Source organism: Paenibacillus amylolyticus (assembly GCF_050990605.1).
Taxonomy (GTDB): domain Bacteria; phylum Bacillota; class Bacilli; order Paenibacillales; family Paenibacillaceae; genus Paenibacillus; species Paenibacillus amylolyticus_H.
In genome coordinates this window covers 4,550,551-4,567,538 of sequence record NZ_CP158832.1, presented here as the reverse complement: position 1 = coordinate 4,567,538, position 16,988 = coordinate 4,550,551, and the positions used below count along the sequence as shown (strand labels likewise).

At 45.5% G+C, this 16,988-nt stretch carries 18 protein-coding genes; 10 read left to right on the top strand and 8 right to left on the bottom strand.

What is annotated here, in order from left to right:
- Positions 1–136: 136 nt before the first annotated feature.
- Positions 137–1,498, top strand: a complete 1,362-nt coding sequence (locus ABTV53_RS20300; protein WP_433745745.1) for an amino acid permease — start codon at positions 137–139, stop codon at positions 1,496–1,498.
- A 59-nt stretch (positions 1,499–1,557) separates the two neighbouring features.
- On the opposite strand, the gene ABTV53_RS20295 is transcribed toward ABTV53_RS20300, so the two are convergent.
- A complete protein-coding gene (locus ABTV53_RS20295; protein WP_433745742.1) occupies positions 1,558–2,742 on the bottom strand; it encodes a serine hydrolase domain-containing protein in 1,185 nt (394 codons plus the stop codon).
- 172 nt (positions 2,743–2,914) lie between these two features.
- Here ABTV53_RS20295 and ABTV53_RS20290 point away from each other — a divergent pair, with 172 nt between their 5' ends.
- Entirely contained in the window at positions 2,915–3,367 is a 453-nt protein-coding gene (locus tag ABTV53_RS20290) for an Lrp/AsnC family transcriptional regulator (RefSeq protein WP_215076428.1), read from the top strand.
- Between the two features lie 102 nt (positions 3,368–3,469).
- Here the strand turns inward: ABTV53_RS20290 and ABTV53_RS20285 are convergent, their stop codons facing one another.
- The 4 genes from ABTV53_RS20285 to ABTV53_RS20270 form a co-directional block, all read right to left on the bottom strand.
- Positions 3,470–4,675 carry an MFS transporter gene (locus ABTV53_RS20285; protein ID WP_433745738.1) on the bottom strand — a complete coding sequence of 402 codons (1,206 nt, stop codon included), beginning with the start codon at positions 4,673–4,675 and terminating at the stop codon, positions 3,470–3,472.
- Positions 4,676–4,800: 125 nt separating this feature from the next.
- Positions 4,801–5,664: an alpha/beta fold hydrolase gene (locus tag ABTV53_RS20280; protein WP_433745735.1), complete on the bottom strand. Its 864-nt coding sequence runs from the start codon at positions 5,662–5,664 to the stop codon at positions 4,801–4,803.
- Between the two features lie 56 nt (positions 5,665–5,720).
- Positions 5,721–6,167 (bottom strand): MarR family winged helix-turn-helix transcriptional regulator, encoded by a 447-nt coding sequence (locus ABTV53_RS20275; protein ID WP_433745732.1) that lies wholly within the window; start codon positions 6,165–6,167, stop codon positions 5,721–5,723.
- A 92-nt stretch (positions 6,168–6,259) separates the two neighbouring features.
- Entirely contained in the window at positions 6,260–7,324 is a 1,065-nt protein-coding gene (locus ABTV53_RS20270; protein ID WP_433745729.1) for an ABC transporter substrate-binding protein, read from the bottom strand.
- 166 nt (positions 7,325–7,490) lie between these two features.
- On the opposite strand from ABTV53_RS20270, the gene ABTV53_RS20265 reads away from it, so the two are divergent.
- Positions 7,491–8,567 carry a FecCD family ABC transporter permease gene (locus tag ABTV53_RS20265; RefSeq protein ID WP_433754296.1) on the top strand — a complete coding sequence of 359 codons (1,077 nt, stop codon included), beginning with the start codon at positions 7,491–7,493 and terminating at the stop codon, positions 8,565–8,567.
- Between the two features lies 1 nt (position 8,568).
- Entirely contained in the window at positions 8,569–9,336 is a 768-nt protein-coding gene (locus ABTV53_RS20260) for an ABC transporter ATP-binding protein (protein ID WP_433745726.1), read from the top strand.
- Positions 9,337–9,483: 147 nt separating this feature from the next.
- Here the strand turns inward: ABTV53_RS20260 and ABTV53_RS20255 are convergent, their stop codons facing one another.
- A complete protein-coding gene (locus ABTV53_RS20255) occupies positions 9,484–10,116 on the bottom strand; it encodes a DUF421 domain-containing protein (RefSeq protein WP_433745724.1) in 633 nt (210 codons plus the stop codon).
- A 155-nt stretch (positions 10,117–10,271) separates the two neighbouring features.
- Between ABTV53_RS20255 and rnhA the strand changes: the two genes are divergently transcribed.
- From rnhA to ABTV53_RS20230, 5 genes are all read left to right on the top strand, one after another.
- Positions 10,272–10,925, top strand: a complete 654-nt coding sequence (rnhA, locus tag ABTV53_RS20250) for a ribonuclease H (protein WP_433745722.1) — start codon at positions 10,272–10,274, stop codon at positions 10,923–10,925.
- 214 nt (positions 10,926–11,139) lie between these two features.
- Positions 11,140–12,009 carry an alpha/beta fold hydrolase gene (locus tag ABTV53_RS20245; protein ID WP_433745719.1) on the top strand — a complete coding sequence of 290 codons (870 nt, stop codon included), beginning with the start codon at positions 11,140–11,142 and terminating at the stop codon, positions 12,007–12,009.
- A 300-nt stretch (positions 12,010–12,309) separates the two neighbouring features.
- Positions 12,310–13,299 (top strand): serine/threonine protein kinase, encoded by a 990-nt coding sequence (locus ABTV53_RS20240; RefSeq protein ID WP_433745717.1) that lies wholly within the window; start codon positions 12,310–12,312, stop codon positions 13,297–13,299.
- A gap of 275 nt (positions 13,300–13,574) precedes the next feature.
- Positions 13,575–14,015 carry an Imm48 family immunity protein gene (imm48, locus tag ABTV53_RS20235; protein ID WP_433745715.1) on the top strand — a complete coding sequence of 147 codons (441 nt, stop codon included), beginning with the start codon at positions 13,575–13,577 and terminating at the stop codon, positions 14,013–14,015.
- A gap of 31 nt (positions 14,016–14,046) precedes the next feature.
- Entirely contained in the window at positions 14,047–14,586 is a 540-nt protein-coding gene (locus tag ABTV53_RS20230) for an RNA 2'-phosphotransferase (protein WP_433745712.1), read from the top strand.
- Between the two features lie 80 nt (positions 14,587–14,666).
- Here the strand turns inward: ABTV53_RS20230 and ABTV53_RS20225 are convergent, their stop codons facing one another.
- A complete protein-coding gene (locus tag ABTV53_RS20225; protein WP_433745709.1) occupies positions 14,667–15,524 on the bottom strand; it encodes an SDR family oxidoreductase in 858 nt (285 codons plus the stop codon).
- A 111-nt stretch (positions 15,525–15,635) separates the two neighbouring features.
- The gene (locus tag ABTV53_RS20220) at positions 15,636–16,061 is read right to left on the bottom strand and encodes an Rrf2 family transcriptional regulator (protein WP_221821910.1); all 426 of its coding nucleotides are present in this window, start codon (positions 16,059–16,061) and stop codon (positions 15,636–15,638) included.
- 424 nt (positions 16,062–16,485) lie between these two features.
- On the opposite strand from ABTV53_RS20220, the gene ABTV53_RS20215 reads away from it, so the two are divergent.
- Positions 16,486–16,962: a DUF6790 family protein gene (locus ABTV53_RS20215; RefSeq protein WP_026080959.1), complete on the top strand. Its 477-nt coding sequence runs from the start codon at positions 16,486–16,488 to the stop codon at positions 16,960–16,962.
- Positions 16,963–16,988: the final 26 nt, after the last annotated feature.

Genomic DNA, 16,988 nt, shown 5'->3' with positions numbered 1-16,988 from the left:
TTTTACAAAGGTGGCCTCTTTGCTGTGCAAAAAAATATATAAAAAAGGGATATGTATTCTGGGCAGATTATTATATGATGAGTAATAATATTTTGCATCGTAGAGAGCAGTGGCAGAAAGAGAGTGGTGGTTGATCATGCAGCAAGAAACGTTAACAAGGGGATTAAAGAACAGGCACGTACAGTTGATGGCGATTGGTGGTGCGATCGGTACAGGTCTGTTTCTCGGAGCAGGCAAAACGATCCAGCTGACAGGGCCATCCATCTTGCTGGCCTACCTCATTACGGGTGTTGTGTTGTTCCTGATCATGCGTGCATTGGGGGAGCTGCTGTTAAGCAACTTGCAGTATCATTCCTTTGTCGATTTTGTGCGTGATTACCTGGGAAATATGGCGGCATTTATTACAGGCTGGACCTACTGGTTCTGCTGGATCTCCATTGCCATGGCTGATATTACGGCCGTTGGATTGTATACGCAGTTTTGGTTTCCCAATGTACCTCAGTGGATGCCAGGGTTAATTGCGCTGGTCATTTTACTAATCATGAACTTGGCAACGGTCAAGTTGTTTGGTGAGATGGAATTCTGGTTTGCCCTGATTAAAGTCGTGGCCATCTTGGCACTTATTGTTGTTGGTTTATATATGATATTCAAAGGTTTTACAACGGATCAGGGTCCAGCGAGTTTCACCAATCTGTGGAGTCATGGGGGATGGTTTCCGAATGGACTGCATGGGTTCATCATATCGTTCCAGATGGTGGTATTTGCCTTTGTAGGCATGGAACTGGTGGGGCTCACAGCGGGGGAAACGGAGAACCCGGAGAAGGTGATTCCGAAAGCAATTAACCAGATTCCGATTCGGGTATTGCTTTTTTATGTTGGCGCATTGCTGATTATTATGAGTATCTACCCGTGGAACGCCATTGTGCCTACGGAAAGTCCGTTTGTACAGGTATTTGCAGCGGTAGGTATTGCGGCAGCGGCTGGTATTGTGAATTTCGTGGTGTTAACATCCGCAGCTTCGGCGTGTAACAGTGCCATTTTCAGTACAAGCCGTATGGTGTTCTCCATGGCAAAGGATCACAACGCACCCGAGTCGTTTGCAAGACTGAATAACAGGAAGGTTCCTGCCAACGCGCTGTTTTTCTCCACGATTGTTATTTTGATCGCGATTGTTCTGAATTATATCATGCCGGAGGGCGTATTTACGCTAATCACAAGTGTGTCGACCGTGTGCTTTATCTTTGTCTGGGGCATTATGGTGATCTGTCATCTCAGATATCGTCGTACTCAGCCGGAACTGGCGAGTCGCAGCCGCTTCAAACTGCCGCTTTATCCGTTCTCTAACGTTTTGATTTTGGCTTTTCTCGCGTTTGTGCTGGTGGTATTGGCATTGGCTGAAGACACGCGGGTGGCGTTATTTGTCACTCCGGTGTGGTTTATCCTGGTTGCAGGGATTTACCTCTTCAAAAAGAGAAACTTGAGCAGTAGCAGACCGTAGAACCTGGTTTTGTTAACAAGTAGACCCGCCCAATCAGATTGGGCGGGTATTTATATTTTTTATATTCTTGCAGCTTCTTTGCTTCTACGAAGGCCTGCGTAGATGGCATCACAGATATCGGTAGTGTATTGGCCCGACATCCCTTCAAGTGCTGTATTGGTGAATGCTGCAACACTAAGTTTTTCTTTGGGATCAACAAACCAGGAATGACCGTAGGTTCCACCCATTCGCCAAGTACCCGGGGATTCCGGTGTACCAGCTGCAACAGGATCTTTAAGTACTGTAAAACCAAGCCCAAACCCTCTGCCTGGCCAGTATGGCATCACGAGATCACCGATTTGATTCGTAGACATCTCAGCCGCAACGGCTTCTGTAAGGAGAGGCTGTCCTCCTTGTCGCAATGCTTCAAGTAAAGTAAGAAAATCTCCGGTACTTCCAACCATGCCTGCTCCGCCCGATAAGTAAACAGAAGTATGATTCGCACGATTGGGGGCAAGCCGGAAACCGGCCGTACCTTCAATAAAAGGAATCAGCTCTAACTCATTATGGAGAAGACGCGGTTCTTCAGAACCATCAGCGTATGCAGCGGTCAACCGATCCGAATCCACCGCAACAAAATCAGTGTCCGTCATGTGGAGTGGATGAGTAACGAGAGATTGAACAGCTTCACGTAGTGACATCCCAGTTACCTTTTCGATAACGGCACCAAGTACATCTGTCGCAATGGAATATCTCCACATGTTGCCTGGCTCATACAGAAGAGGAACAGAAGCAAGCCTTTGCAAATTCTCTTCCAGACTAATTTCAGACCAATCCATTCCGTCCGATACTCCTGCGAGCTCATAGGTTCCCTGATCTTCTTGGAAGAAACGGTATGTCAAGCCTGCGGTGTGCGTCATCAACTGATGTACTGATATTAAAGCATCCTGACCATTGGCAAGCTTGGGCCGGAATGCAGGTAGCCAGCGAGTCACCGGATCATGCAGACTCAGCTTTCCTTGTGAGACCAATGCCAGAGCTGCTGTGGACACAATGGGTTTAGTTACGGAAGCCAGTCGGAACAGAGCGTTTTCTGCCATGGTACGCTTTTGCTCCCTATCTGCGAAACCAGCAGCCCGGCTGTATATCAGTTCTCCTCCTAATGCGACCTGTACAACCGTTCCTACGATTCTTTTTTCGCTTATAGCGAGGTCAATTGCCTGATCCACATAAGTATGCAATGTGGTGATGTGTTCTTTTTCCATTTTTATCTTCCTCTCCTCTACGGATGTGATTGATTCATTATTGTGACACTGTGTTTATTATATAAATGATTAAAGTTGTGTTACATGGATTACTAAAGGTATTATAGTGAATTATCGGATATACTTAAGGTTATTCTTGAATATATCTTAGGTATTCAAAGGGGTGTATTACATGGACGAAATAGATCAGCATATTCTGTTTCACTTGGAGAATCAGGCGAGATTATCCATGACCGAACTAGGTAAACTGGTGGGATTATCTCAGCCCGCCGTTACTGAACGAGTCAAACGAATGGAAGAAAAGGGAATAATCGAGGAATATCGTACGGTGATCTCCCCATCCAAATTGGGCAAGCAGAGCACAGCATATGTTCTCTTTCGTACACGGGATTGTTATCCCTTCCTGGATTTCTGCCGTGCGTCACCTGAAGTCGTGGAATGTTACCGGATAAGCGGGGAGTATAATTACTTGCTGAAAATCCTTACAGACACGATCCAGGGACTCGAAGAGTTCGAGAACAAGTGTGATCCGTACGGTACGTACATGACCTTGATCACCATGTCTTCTCCTATTGCACATAAGAATCTCGTGGGAGGACCGAATTTACTGGCACAGGCAGAATAAGACTGCAGTCTATAAAACTTTGAAATGTAATGCAGAAGAGGAGTCCACATCAAGTGAACTCCTCTTTTGTCCTACGTTTAACTCATGCAAAATGCCTTCCTGTTAATTTGCTCTGGTAAATCCATATTTATAAGCACGCATAGCTACAAGCAACGCAGGAATGAGCAAGATAAACAGTGACCCGGCAAGGTATCCTGCTCCAAATATTTCAAGAAGGATGCCCCCGATGATGCCTCCTCCGCCAATCGCCAGATTCCAAGATGTAACCAACATCGATTGGGCGACATCTGCACTCTTACCCCCAGCTTGAGCAATGGCAGTTTGTAACAGTGTCGCGGCCCCGCCAAACGTAAGTCCCCAAATCATGATGCCAAGGATAATCATCACAGGTTGATGAGTACCGATTCCCATCACGACAGACGCCAGAGCGAATGCTGCCAGACTGATGATTACTAATCTCCTCAAAAATCGGTCAATGAGCATTCCGGTTAACCAAATTCCCACAATGGAAGTGATACCGAAAATGAGCAAAATCAAGTCTACTCTGTTAGCAAATACGGTCTGGGCTAGGTAGGGAGAAATATAGGTGTAAAGGATATTATGGGCAAGCATCCAGGCCAGAACAACAAACAGAATGGGCCTGACTCCCGGAATTAAATACACCTTATACAGCGGAAGACGTTCCTTAGCTGGTTCTCCAGCAAAATCCGGCATTTTCCAGAGAACCCATATGATTAAAGCTGCGGTTAGAAGAGATACAATCCCGAAGATGAGGCGCCAGCCGATATAAGAACTGAGAAAACTGCCGATGGGGACTCCCAGGGCTAACGCCACCGGTGTGCCAACCATAGCCACGGCCATGGCTTTACCTTTTAACGAATCCGGGACCATTCGACGAGCATAACCCGCTGTCATTCCCCATAATACACCTGCAGACATCCCAGCCAGGAAACGGGCAGCAAGGGTTAGGATATACTCCGAGGATAGGGCGGTAACCGTATTAAAAACAAGAAAACCACCAATGCATGCCAGCAGTAGAGGTCTGCGTCTCCATCCGCGTGTTGCAGCAGTCAAGGGAATGGCAGCAATAAGTGATCCAATGGCATAAAGAGTCACCAACTGTCCGGTAAGGGATTCGGTGACCCCTAAGTCTTTAGCGATTTGCGGCAGCAGTCCCGCAGGCAGGCTTTCAGTGAGGATGCAAATGAAGCCAGCCATGGCTAAAGCAAGTAGTCCCGCCCATGGAAGGCGTTCTGAAGATATGGAAGGCAGCTCCCTTTGCTTGGGGAGGGATGTGTTAACGGCCATGAATAAAAACCTCTTTTCTTATTGTTTAATCCTATCCAGAACTATGCTTATAAGCTTATCTAAAAAAATCAAACTTTTGCATACAGGATTAAAGGTAAGAAGGAGGTCTTAACATGGTATTTATTTTATTTTGTGAGTTTTTCCGTTAATTCAAAGGGGTACTGTCTGTTCAACCATTCAAGGATGAGTTCGACAGGTTCCATGTACCGTTGGCCCACTAGTAAGCCCGTATGGGTTGTATCCCAGAGTCCGGCATATGAAGCACCCAGCTGCTTGGCAGTTAATTGGCCTCTCTGATCTTCGTCTTCACAGGAAACAGCCTTGATCACCAAGCTGGGGCAATGGATCAGGTCGCCATTAATGGATACGCCATCGGCTCCTCGCAGGACTGAAAAGGTAGCAAATGCCTTCGCAGACTCCGTTTGCAGATATTTACGCTGAAAAGCAATGTCTTCTGCCGTCTCATCGATACTTGCAAGTTCCTGCCGAACAGGTGCAGGCATGATGATGTCCGATACGTTTTCACGATCTTTTTCAGGATAAGGCACGGCGTCATGGACCTCCTTGCTTATACTGGCATCAATTATAGCCAGCCCTGCCAGATTAGCGGTTTCTGCAATCTTTTGACTGAGAATCCCACCCATGCTGAAGCCAATAAGAACAGGAGGTTCGTTGAACTCGGCTAACACTTCATGAATATCCTCCAAATAATCGTCAAACGTAATCTTTGTCATGTCCATGACCCGACTCTTGTAATGGCTTCTCAGGTTCATGACATAACAGGTCCAACCGTGCTGGACAAAATGGGGGATATATTTGCTCCACATCCAGCTGCCTGTGTAGGCACCGTGAAGGAACAGCAGTGGGGGCTTCTTGATCGCTGTTACTGCATCGTGAGGCAGAGTTCCTTCGAAAATCTCCAAGTGCAAATCATGTTCTCCGATCTTCTTGACCTCATGTTCGGGTAATAATCGTGTGTAATCTGTCATACCTAAAACCTCCGTTACTTATTTTTGTTTGATATCAAACTATTTCTCTAAAAAAATTAGAAGTTGCCATGAATTTTCATTAAAATTCGAAGCAGCTCTTTTTTCTCCGCTTCCGTAACGTCCGCATAGAACGCGTCCAGCATGCGCTGGGATATCTCTTCAAAGACCGGCTTTAATTCTTCGCCTTTTGCAGTCAAAGCGACATGAACAACGCGTGAATCTGTTGCATCACGCTCCTTGACGACGTATCCTGTGCGCACCAATTTGTCCACAAGTGCAGTCACCGTGGATTTATCCTTGCCAATTTTTTTGGAAATTTCAGCCATGGTCATCCTGTGATTGTTGTACAGGGCATAGATAATATCGCCATGGGACGTGGCGAGATCCTGAATTCCCTGCTCAGCCATCTCGGCCAGGATGAAGCGGTTGACCTTCTCTTTAATTTTGGATATGAGTGAAATAGCGTCTCTTGTTTTCATATGTGTAATATAGTTTGTTATCAAACTAATGTCAAGCTTTGATTCATGTTGTATTACATGCGGAGTATAGCAGAAGAGCAGTGAGAATTTCTTCTCCTGCTCCTTTGCTCCAGTTGTTATTTGATTGGATTAGCTTTCATTTCCTGTCCCATTTTTTCAATGCCGTCCAGAATTTGATATCCATAACCCCAGAACTGGCTGAAATCTGTGACATAGATCTGTTTGTTCTTGATTGCGTTCATACTTTGCAGGGCAGGGTTGGCATACAGATTTTGAATCAGCTTGTCGATATCCGGTGAACCGGCATACGCAGACAAGAGCAGGTAGTCGGGATTCGCTGTGATCAGTTGCTCAACACTGACCTCACCTTGTACACCATCAAACGTATTTTTCAGCTTCAACAGGCCCAGTGCATCAAGCTGATACGTATCGTTCTGCATGCTGCTTACCGTAATGGTGTCTTCCGTAGCAGGTACGATGTAGGCAAAAGTATGCTCAGGCTGATCGGCTACACTTGCCTTAATGGCTTCAGCACGTGCTTTTAGACTTTCCGTGAATGTTGCGGCATTTTCTTGAACATCGAAGATCTGCCCAAGTTGTGCAATATCGCTATACAGACTATCGAGTGATCCTTTGTGATTCGTCGTTTGCAGGAACGTGCGAATATTCATGTCATTCAAACCATCGACCGTACCCACGCCCCAGTCTGCATCAGCGAACAGGTCGCCCCGTCCAAGCACCAGATCCGGGCTTGCACCTACAACCAGCTCTTTACCTACATAATCTTTGGACAATACCGGAATTTTGGCGAAATCATCAGCCACATCCGGTGTAACGGAACCGTATAGAGCAGCAACACCGACCATTTTATCAGTCAGACCCAATTTGATGAGCATCTCAGCCACAGATTGGGTATTTGCAACAACACGTTCAGGTGCTTTATCGAATACTTGTACCTTCGGTTTCCATTCGCCGCCTTCACCCGAGATTGAGAAATTCTCAATGGTGAGCGGGTACGTCGTTTTATTTGTATTTTCAGCAGGAGCTGAAGTTTCTGTCGTGTTCGTTGTTGAAATTGTTTCTTCAGCAGGGGAAGAAGTGGAAGCATTCGAACAAGCTACAAGCAGTAGTAACAGAAGACTTAGAGCGGCGAAGCCAATGGATCTGGATGTGAATTTCATTAAAGGATGAACCCCTTTTCTATGTGTTTTAAATTGACAAAGATAATCATTCTCAATTATAATCCGAGAAAATGCTTTGTAAATAGCTAAATTTAATGGGTTCTACATTTTACACGAATTGATGGGGGAAGAGATGGCACAGACGGTTCAGGTTAAGACACAGCGTATGGGAATAAGAGAGTCTCTGATTCATAGTAAATCCGGGTTTGTTTTACTGATTGCAGCTTTAATCATGATTACGATGATTTCTGTAGGAATCGCAGTTTCCATTGGACAGGTTCGCATTCCGCTGGCGGAGTCATATCGTATTCTTTTAACCAAATTAACGGGTTTTCAGTGGGGGGCAACACCCATTGAGTCAGGTCCCTTTACCGATATTATCTGGCAGATTCGTTTCCCGCGTGTGCTGATGGCGATGTTTATCGGTGCAGGCTTGGCCTTGTGCGGTGCTGTTATGCAGGCTGCTGTGCAGAATCCACTGGCTGATCCCTACATACTGGGTATATCCTCAGGCGCTTCACTTGGGGCAACCTTTGCGATTCTCATTGGATTCGGTGCGATTGGATGGCTTGGTCAGACGGGGGTGGCTTTCTGGGCATTCGCCGGAGCGATGGGTGCGTCCTTACTGGTCCTGACTTTGGCAGGGATTCGGGGGAAAATGACGTCGGTCAAGCTGGTGCTTGCCGGAATGGTGATTAACGCGTTATGCAGCGCTTTTTCGAACTTTATTATTTATTTTGCGAACAATGCGGAAGGCATCAAAACGGTGACATTCTGGACCATGGGCAGCCTGGCGGCTTCCGGCTGGAACAAGCTTCCACTCGTGGGTATCGTCGTGCTGGTTGCGATTCTATTCTTCCTTTTACAGTCCAGAGTTCTTAATACGATGTTATTGGGGGATGAAGCAGCCGTTACGCTGGGCATTAATCTGAGTGTGTACCGCAGGGTGTACATGCTTTTAACCGCTTTGGTGACAGGCGTTATGGTGGCGAGCTGTGGCATGATAGGTTTTGTCGGACTCATTATTCCGCATATTGTAAGAGGTCTCGTGGGTTCCGACCATCGTAAAGTGATGCCTGTATCCGTGCTGTTTGGAGCCATTTTCCTCATCTGGACGGATGTTATTGCACGATCCCTTATATCCAGCGTTGAATTGCCGATCGGGATCATTACGGCCATGATTGGTGCGCCGATGTTTATGTATATGCTGGTCAAAAAAGGCTACGGTTTTGGAGGAAATTAACATGAAGCTGAACGTAGAAAATGTATCCATCTCTGTGCTGAACACGGACATCATCAAGGATATCTCATTACAGGTGAACGGCAAACAGTTTGTCGGACTGATCGGACCGAATGGTTGTGGCAAGTCAACGCTGCTCAAGAGCATCTATAAAGTGATCAAACCGCAGCAAGGCAAGGTTTTTCTGGACAATACCGATATTCTCAAATCCAGTCCAAAGCTTGTTTCCAGACACATGGGCGTGGTCGGCCAGTTTAATGAATTGAGCTTTGATTTTACAGTGCGCGAGATGGTCATGATGGGGCGCACTCCACACAAAAAAATGCTGGAGACGGATAATGAAAGGGACCACGAAATCGTGGAACAGGCTTTGGAAAAAGTACATTTGACTGGACATGCAGACCGAAATTACGTGTCTCTGTCTGGTGGAGAGAAACAGCGTGTGATACTGGCGCGTGTCTTGGCACAGCAACCTGAATTTCTCATCCTGGACGAGCCGACGAACCATCTGGACATCAAATACCAGCTTCAGATTCTAAATATTGTGCGTGGACTCGGGATTGGCATATTAGCAGCGCTACATGATCTCGAACTTGCCGCAGAATATTGTGATTATCTCTATGTGGTGAAAAAGGGCCAGATTGTGGTTCATGGCAAACCGGCTGATATTCTGACTCGAGAAATGATTGGTGAGGTATTCGATGTAGACTGTGAAATCTATACAAATCCGGTCACGGGCGGCCTGGGCATCGCTTATCTGAGTACACGGTGATTCGGACGGAAAAATAGGCACCGAATCATGGGTTTTATGTGAGCCTTGGAAATATCAATTTAAAGTGAAAATAGACCGTACCTGTTGGAGCGATGTTGTTGAGTGCTCACGGGGCCGGTCTTTTATTTTTGATCGGTCTAGGCGCATCTATTGAAGTTTGGGATCAACGGGCTTAGCATGAGCACCCTTGCTGACTTCTTCGAAAATGTCTGAGGAGTTCTCGCTATGCGTTGAAGATGTACTGCTGTTGTCTTGTTGGGGATGCTCTCCCGTTGCCGGGCTACTACCTGTAATCGCATAACTTTGAAGTATCTCTTCCAAATCTCCAATCGTCACGGGACGAGCATGTCGTTTCAGGACATAACCGAGTTGACCATTGGGTTCCACCGTTGCCGTCTCCAGATCATCTACACTTGTAATTCCGTTCTGCCGCATATGCATCTCTAGCTGATCCATCGTATAACGCATACGTTTCAGATTCGGAATAATGACTTTCCCGTCCTCTATCACGATTTTGGAACTGCCACTCATTAACCGTTCAAAAATATTAAATTTCAATTGCAGTTGTTCCACCACAAGTAATGTCACAATGAAGACCGATGCTGATCCAATCGCTTTGCCAAGCTCATGATTCGCGATGGGCTGTACAATCGTTGTTCCGATGGAGATCATGATGACCGTTGTGGCGACACTCATCTGTGAGATCGACTTGCGTCCTGCAATGCGCAGCAGAAGCATGCCTATAAGTACAAGTAAAACAGATTTCCATATCCAGTCCATAAGTTTTATTCCTTTCCTAGTCAGTAAACTCTTTGCTTCTTAGGCTGTTCTGGAGTTGGAGTAATTATACAGTTGGCTAAATCCATAGCTTTCATTCCTCCCACCAGATCGTTTACAATAGGGTATTGATGAAGTGAACAAAGGAGCGGGTCACAATGGCGAAACAGAAATACTATGTAGTCTGGGAAGGCAAGAAGCCTGGCGTGTATAACACATGGGCGGATTGCAAAGCACAAACGGATCATTATACCGGAGCAAAATATAAATCGTATGAGTCCAAAACAGCCGCAGAAGAGGCATATCGTGCTGGGTGGAAAGGAAACTGGGGTTCCAGTGCAGGCGGAGCGTCGAAGACAAAGTCGGCTGGTAGCGGAAGAAGCGCAGGTATGGAAACGTCGGAGGAAGTGGATTACGACAGCATCTCTGTTGATGTGGGCACACGTGGTAACCCCGGACCTGTAGAATATAAAGGGGTAGACACCCGCACCGGTGAGATTATTTTTTCCGTCGGACCGATCTCCAAAGGCACGAATAATCTAGGGGAATTTTTGGCTATTGTACATGCCCTAGCATATCTGAAGAAAGAAGGCAGTACCAAAACGGTGTATACTGACTCGGTCAATGCCATGAAATGGCTAAAGCAGAAAAAAGTAGCCACGACGTTACCAAGAGACAACTCCACGGAAGAAATCTGGCTGATGATTGATCGTGCGGAGCAGTGGCTCCAGACAAATACGTATAGCAATAAAGTGCTAAAATGGCAGACCAAACAGTGGGGCGAAATCAAGGCGGATTACGGCCGGAAGTAAGTATTTATCCAAAGGATGACTCCTTTATTTCTTGTCTATTAGAATCGATATTTACAATTTCCAGTTTCCGCTCTATAATCATCTGAATATGATTAGTTAAACATATGGAGGAGCCTGTCATCTGCAGGCCCTCTTTATCTTTTTGTTTGGTCTATTGATTAGCAAGTCCATTCACTAGAATGGGTTATTTGAGTATATATTGCAGGAGGCAGACATGAGTTCCATTTATAGAAGTGAAGAAGGCAAGAGCAGCATACTTGAAGAGTATGAGATTTATTTGAACGAGTTGGGTGAGGAATTTACTCGGGAGTATGTAGAGACGCGTTTTGGCAAGACGCATGTTCTATTGACAGGTCCTCAAGATGGCAAACCGTTATTTATTCTTCAGGGCGGTAATTGTGTGAATCCGATGACGTTGTCATGGTTCTCTTCCTTATTTAAGGAATACCGGATTATTGCTCCTGATACGATTGGTCATCCCGGCTATAGTGAGGAAGTCCGCATCTCGGCACGATTTGATAGTTTCGCATTATGGGTTTCTGATTTACTTGACCATTACAAGCTTGAAAAAAGTGCGTTTATCGGTCCCTCGTTCGGAGGAGGAATTATCCTTAGGCTGGCTACCTATATTCCGGAACGGATTGCGTGCTCCATATTGGTTGCCCCCGCAGGTCTGGCCGTCGGTTCCAAAATGAAAGCCGCTCAGGATATCGTTCTTCCACTTGTGAAGTACCGCATGACTTCTTCACCAACTTCTTTGCAAAAAATTACGGACACCATGTCTTGCAACTGCATGAAAGAAATGGATAAAATTATTATTGGTAAAATATTCAAGCATGTCAGTTTGGAGGTGGATATGCCTAAGCTCACTGATCGTGAAGAGCTGGTGAACTATACGTCTCCAACCTTGTTATTGGTGGGGGAGAAGGATGTCTTTTTCCCTGCGGATAAGTGTATTGAACGGGCTCACAAGATTATTCGGAATGTGCAAGCTATCAAATATGATACAGGACATTTTCCTTCACAGGACGTATTGGTGCAGATGAACGAGGAAATCGGGCGTTTTTTACAGAATAATTATTAAATCAAGTTGCAATTGAAGGATGAGAAATGTTTTTCTCCAATTTAATTAAGTAATTACATGCATCTGTCGATACTCTATATAAGAGAATCCTTTTTCTTCTATAGAATAGTGTGGATAGGGATTAACAGTAGATCGTAGAAGGCTTGAACTCATTAATATTTAAATATTTCGCGTTAAGGTGTTTCAAATTGCATCATTTGGTTTATATGTATAGTTGGCGATGAATTGCTGACTGGTTGAACCAAATGATGCATTTACGCGAAAAGTCTTCCGATCGACAAGGTTGAAAAGAGGTCTGTTATGAGAAAAGACAATTGCAAAATGGCATTGCAGCGCAATGTGATTATAAATGATACATATCAGGTAAGACAGGTATTAGCCAGCAGTGAGTTGGCTATTGTATATGCAGGGCGAGATCGTAACACGGGCGCCAAGGTAGCCATTAAGGAATTTTTCCCACAGAGACTGGCTGAACGGCAGGCAGACAAGCGGAGAGTGTTCTGTTCTTCACGAGGATATGGTGGGCAATATCAGGAATTACTGGCTGCATTTCTGCTCGAAGGTGAACTGTTATCGAAACTGGATCATCCTCATATTGTTTCGTATTTGGATCATTTTGAAGCGAATGATACGGGTTATCTGGTGATGGAATACTGCACGGGAATCACATTGACCGAGTATTTGAATGAACACAACCATGCGCTTGATGCTGCCTTCATAACGGAGACGCTGCTTCCACTGGTGGATACATTGGATTACATACATAAGCAAGGCATTCTTCACCGGGATGTAAAACCTTCCAACATTATGGTTATGGAGGATGGTACACCCAAGCTTCTGGACTTCGGCTCAGCTACCCGTTGGCCTATGCAATCCGGAGAGAAACAGGTGATATTTACATCGGCTGGTTATTCTCCGCTGGAGTTCTATTCGGAGAGATCCAGTCAGGGACCGATGTCGGACATCTATAGCCTTGCGGCTCTGCTCCATTATTGGACATGCGGGCAACCCCCTATGGATGTGAAGCAGCGTTTGTTCCAGGATGAATTGCCATCTGTTCGCTCACATAATGAGTATGTGAACCCTTGGCTCGCTCGTGTTATTCATTGGGGGTTGACGGTTCGTTCGGAGAAACGCTGTGCTTCCTTAGCTTGGGTCAGAAGCTCGCTGCGAGTTCAAGCCTGGGTATGGAAAGTGCGCAAGCCAGGTACAGTGGAATGGTCTTTAGCCGAGAATGAACATACGCAGGTCTATGAAGTGGAGTCGAAAAAGCAACATGAGACGGCTTGAGTTACAACACCTTTTTTATAAATTGGTATGCTAGATGAGCATATTCGTACAAAAAATTAAACCAAGTCGACTTGTAAATGAGGAGATTTGGTTTTTTATTATTTTTTAGTGTATTTTATGGAGTTCGTCTCGAAGTTAGCCAGACGATGAATCATGCCGGGATTAACAGCTCCACCTATAGATGAATTTGAAACGAACACCCCAACTCCGATACAATGATCTCATAGAGTCTGAGAGAATGGATCAAATACGGTGTAGAAATGGAGAAAGCCAATATGACTGAATTTATCAACGCTGACGATATTAATGACGTAATTCTGGCTGCGGCGGCAAACGAGCTGGAGCAGATGGTGGGCAAAATGTGTGAGCTGATTGGCACGCCTTTGGAACAGACGACAGAACTGGAGCGTCAGGTGATGGCTGCGTTTGGTTTTGGCGCGGTGTATGGCATCACCCATCGGGATCAGCTGGCGGAGCCGCAGGCCCATGCCTTGAGCATTCGGATGCTGATCAAACCGTTTAATTACAGTGAGCAGCAGGCGGTTGATTTTGCGGATGATCTGATCCGGGTGGCTTCCGATCGTGAGGTTCATCCGGTGATGAATACCATTATCCAACGTGGGATTGATGGACACCGCCAGTTTAATCAGGAAGACGATGAAGGATTGGAACGTAACATTCAGGAGATTTTAACAGCGGTTCAATCGCAAAATTAGACGGTTTTATTAGATGTGGGAGATGATTGCATTGGATCTGATGAAATTAAGCAAGGAGCTCTCATACGCTCTGCGACATGCACCGTGGGAGTATGAGCTGGAGCTGGACGAAGAGGGTTGGGTGGAAATCACGCAATTGCTGGTGGCATTACATGAAAGTCCGCAGTGGAAGGAAGTCACGCAAGCCGATCTGGAGCAGATGATTCAAGTAGCGGAGAAAAAGAGACATAAAATCCGTTCAGGCCGCATCCGGGCATTGTATGGACATTCGACACCCCATAAGATATCGAAGATATCTGCTGAGCCACCGGAAACCCTGTACCATGGGACCCCGGCACGCGCAGTGAATTCTATTATGGAACATGGCTTACAGCCGCGGCAAAGGCAATATGTACATCTGTCCCCAGATATCGATACGGCCAATCAGGTGGGACGAAGACGGGATGATCAGCCTGTTATTTTGAAAATCAATGCTGCTCAAGCGGCCACAGATGGAATCCTCTTTTATCATGGAAACGAAAATATCTGGCTGGCCGATCATATTCCCGCACGTTATATTCTTGAACCATGACCCCTGAGCAATGAGCGATGAACCGCAAAAAAGGGACGCATCCAACATTCGTTGGTGTGTCCCTTTCTTATATCCTAAACTTACTGGCCTACAATCGCTTTAATACCTTCGTTAAGCGGTTGAGCTGGACGGCCAAGCAGTTTCTCTAATGTATCACTTTCTACTGCCAATGCGCCTTCACGGATGGCACTTTGCATATCAACAAGCATCGATACGACAAAGTCCGGTAGACCTGCACCTTTCATGATGTCAGCGTAAGCGGCATCGTCCACGTTTTGCACGTTGATTTCTTGTCCAAGCACTTCCCCAACAATGGCAGCCAGCTCAGCTTGCGTACGCAGTTTGCCAGACAATTCATACACGGTATTCTCATGTCCTTCACTTGCAAGTACAACTGCTGCAGCATGGGCATAGTCACTGCGGGTAGCCCAGCCTACTTGGCTGTTGTTGGTGGCATGAACCCAAGGTGCGCCTTGCGCAGCTGCTTGCACACTGCCTGCTTCATTTTCCAGATACCAGTTGTTGCGCAGGAAGGAATACGGAATGCCGGATTCACGAATAGCTTTTTCTGTAGCGCGGTGAACTTCCGCCAGGGAAAGGGTGTTTTTCTCTGCATTCACAACGCTTGTATAAGCGATGAAGTCCACGCCTGCTTTTTTGGCAGCGTCCACGGCAGCCTGATGTTGGCGAATTCGCGTTTCATTGTCACCATCTGTGGAAATGAGCAACAGGCGGTCTACACCGGCAAAAGCTTTCTCCAACGTCTCCGGTTGATCGAAATCACCGTGACGCACGTCAATGCCTTGAGCGCGGAGTGCTTCCGCTTTCTCCGGATTACGTACACTTACTGCCAAATCCTTGGCAGAATCCGTTTTTAACAATGCCTCTACGACCAGTGAACCTAATTGACCTGTTGCGCCAGTAACCAAAATTTTCATCTTCTTTTCCTCCTATGATATGTGTTGTTGGTTGCATATGGATGTAATCAAAAATGTTATAACAGGTGTGATTACAACGAAAGGTTTAAAAAAAGCTCGTATTGAGCTTTTTTATTCAGAGACATGAATCTGATCCATCATCTGCTGTATGGTCACACGATTCAAGCGCTGTTCCATGGCTGTCTGAGCCTCAATGAGTTCGGCACGCAAGGTATGTTCAATCATGTTGCCGACCGGACACTTCGGATTCGGATGTTTGTGAAAGTTAAACAATTCCCCATCCTCCACCACCTCAAGCGCTCGATATACATCAAGCAGGGTAATGTTCGCCGGATCTTTCAACAAGGAAGCACCGCCTACACCGGGTCTGACGTCAATCAGACCAGCCTGTTTCAGCTTGGACATAATCCGCCGAATAATCACGGGATTTGTATTCACACTCTGCGCGATCATATCTCCGGTGCATTCATTGGGCATAACAGCGATCAGGGACAGGGTATGAACCGCAATGGAAAAGCGACTGCTGATTTGTCTCATGGGATAATCACCACCGTTGTAACTATAATAGTTACAAAGTGATCGGAAGTCAATTCTTTTTATGTCATATGTTAATTGATAGTTGCTATTATCCTGTAATTGTAGATGATCAAACAGATGATAATTGAACTATCGCTTTTGTCAAATAAATGAGTTGTGGTTCTTTTGAAGCGTTAAAAAAGAAGTAGAATTCAAACCGTTTAATGTAATATTAGGGCTAAATTCCTATTATTTTCAAGTTAAATGGAACTATATGGTTTTCTTGTTTGCGTACAGAAGAATAAAAATGACAAAAGCTTCGACATGCTAGAAAATTATGTATGAATTGACAAATGTAAAAGCGATTATATAATGTGTGTATCTACAAGATTGTACATTTAGTTACAAATGATTCCAAATAACAAACGGCGGGAGTGGGACAGGCATGTGGTTTTTGGTTCTATGGTTGTTAGGTCTAATTTCAGGGGGAGTACACCTATATGTGTTAGGTTTTCCTGGAGAAATGAGCGAGATTAGCAGAGTATTGCTGCTTCATCAGTTTGTGGTTACGTTTGGATTGGTTGGAGTGATTGGTTATGTTGTCAACATTGCCAGAGCGGATCAGACAGCCAAAATGTTAGGATGGCCTGGTGGACCATTTCAGGTTAAATACGGTTTTTCCCAGGTAGGGCTTGGAGTTATGGGGATTATGGCCATCTGGTTCCAGGGGAACTTTTGGGTTGGTGTATTGGTAACGATGTACATATACGGATTAAGTGGTCTTTGGTCACATACTTATGTCATGATTAAAAATCGCAAGGCAGATGGAGACAGTATCGGGAATCTCATTATGGATGTGGTGTATCAAACGTTTATCACGGTTCTCTCCGTATTGGCTGGTGGAATCTGGGTAATGCACTAAGCTGTAACTGATTTTTTGCCTTACAC

Excerpts from the sequence above, each read along its gene's own strand:
- ABTV53_RS20300 (WP_433745745.1), top strand. The coding sequence starts at position 137 with ATGCAGCAAGAAACGTTAACAAGGGGATTAAAGAACAGGCACGTACAG.
- ABTV53_RS20295 (WP_433745742.1), bottom strand. The coding sequence starts at position 2,742 with ATGGAAAAAGAACACATCACCACATTGCATACTTATGTGGATCAGGCA.
- ABTV53_RS20290 (WP_215076428.1), top strand. The coding sequence starts at position 2,915 with ATGGACGAAATAGATCAGCATATTCTGTTTCACTTGGAGAATCAGGCG.
- ABTV53_RS20285 (WP_433745738.1), bottom strand. The coding sequence starts at position 4,675 with ATGGCCGTTAACACATCCCTCCCCAAGCAAAGGGAGCTGCCTTCCATA.
- ABTV53_RS20280 (WP_433745735.1), bottom strand. The coding sequence starts at position 5,664 with ATGACAGATTACACACGATTATTACCCGAACATGAGGTCAAGAAGATC.
- ABTV53_RS20270 (WP_433745729.1), bottom strand. The coding sequence starts at position 7,324 with ATGAAATTCACATCCAGATCCATTGGCTTCGCCGCTCTAAGTCTTCTG.
- ABTV53_RS20265 (WP_433754296.1), top strand. The coding sequence starts at position 7,491 with ATGGGAATAAGAGAGTCTCTGATTCATAGTAAATCCGGGTTTGTTTTA.
- ABTV53_RS20260 (WP_433745726.1), top strand. The coding sequence starts at position 8,569 with ATGAAGCTGAACGTAGAAAATGTATCCATCTCTGTGCTGAACACGGAC.
- ABTV53_RS20255 (WP_433745724.1), bottom strand. The coding sequence starts at position 10,116 with ATGGACTGGATATGGAAATCTGTTTTACTTGTACTTATAGGCATGCTT.
- rnhA (WP_433745722.1), top strand. The coding sequence starts at position 10,272 with ATGGCGAAACAGAAATACTATGTAGTCTGGGAAGGCAAGAAGCCTGGC.
- ABTV53_RS20245 (WP_433745719.1), top strand. The coding sequence starts at position 11,140 with ATGAGTTCCATTTATAGAAGTGAAGAAGGCAAGAGCAGCATACTTGAA.
- ABTV53_RS20240 (WP_433745717.1), top strand. The coding sequence starts at position 12,310 with ATGAGAAAAGACAATTGCAAAATGGCATTGCAGCGCAATGTGATTATA.
- imm48 (WP_433745715.1), top strand. The coding sequence starts at position 13,575 with ATGACTGAATTTATCAACGCTGACGATATTAATGACGTAATTCTGGCT.
- ABTV53_RS20225 (WP_433745709.1), bottom strand. The coding sequence starts at position 15,524 with ATGAAAATTTTGGTTACTGGCGCAACAGGTCAATTAGGTTCACTGGTC.
- ABTV53_RS20220 (WP_221821910.1), bottom strand. The coding sequence starts at position 16,061 with ATGAGACAAATCAGCAGTCGCTTTTCCATTGCGGTTCATACCCTGTCC.
- ABTV53_RS20215 (WP_026080959.1), top strand. The coding sequence starts at position 16,486 with ATGTGGTTTTTGGTTCTATGGTTGTTAGGTCTAATTTCAGGGGGAGTA.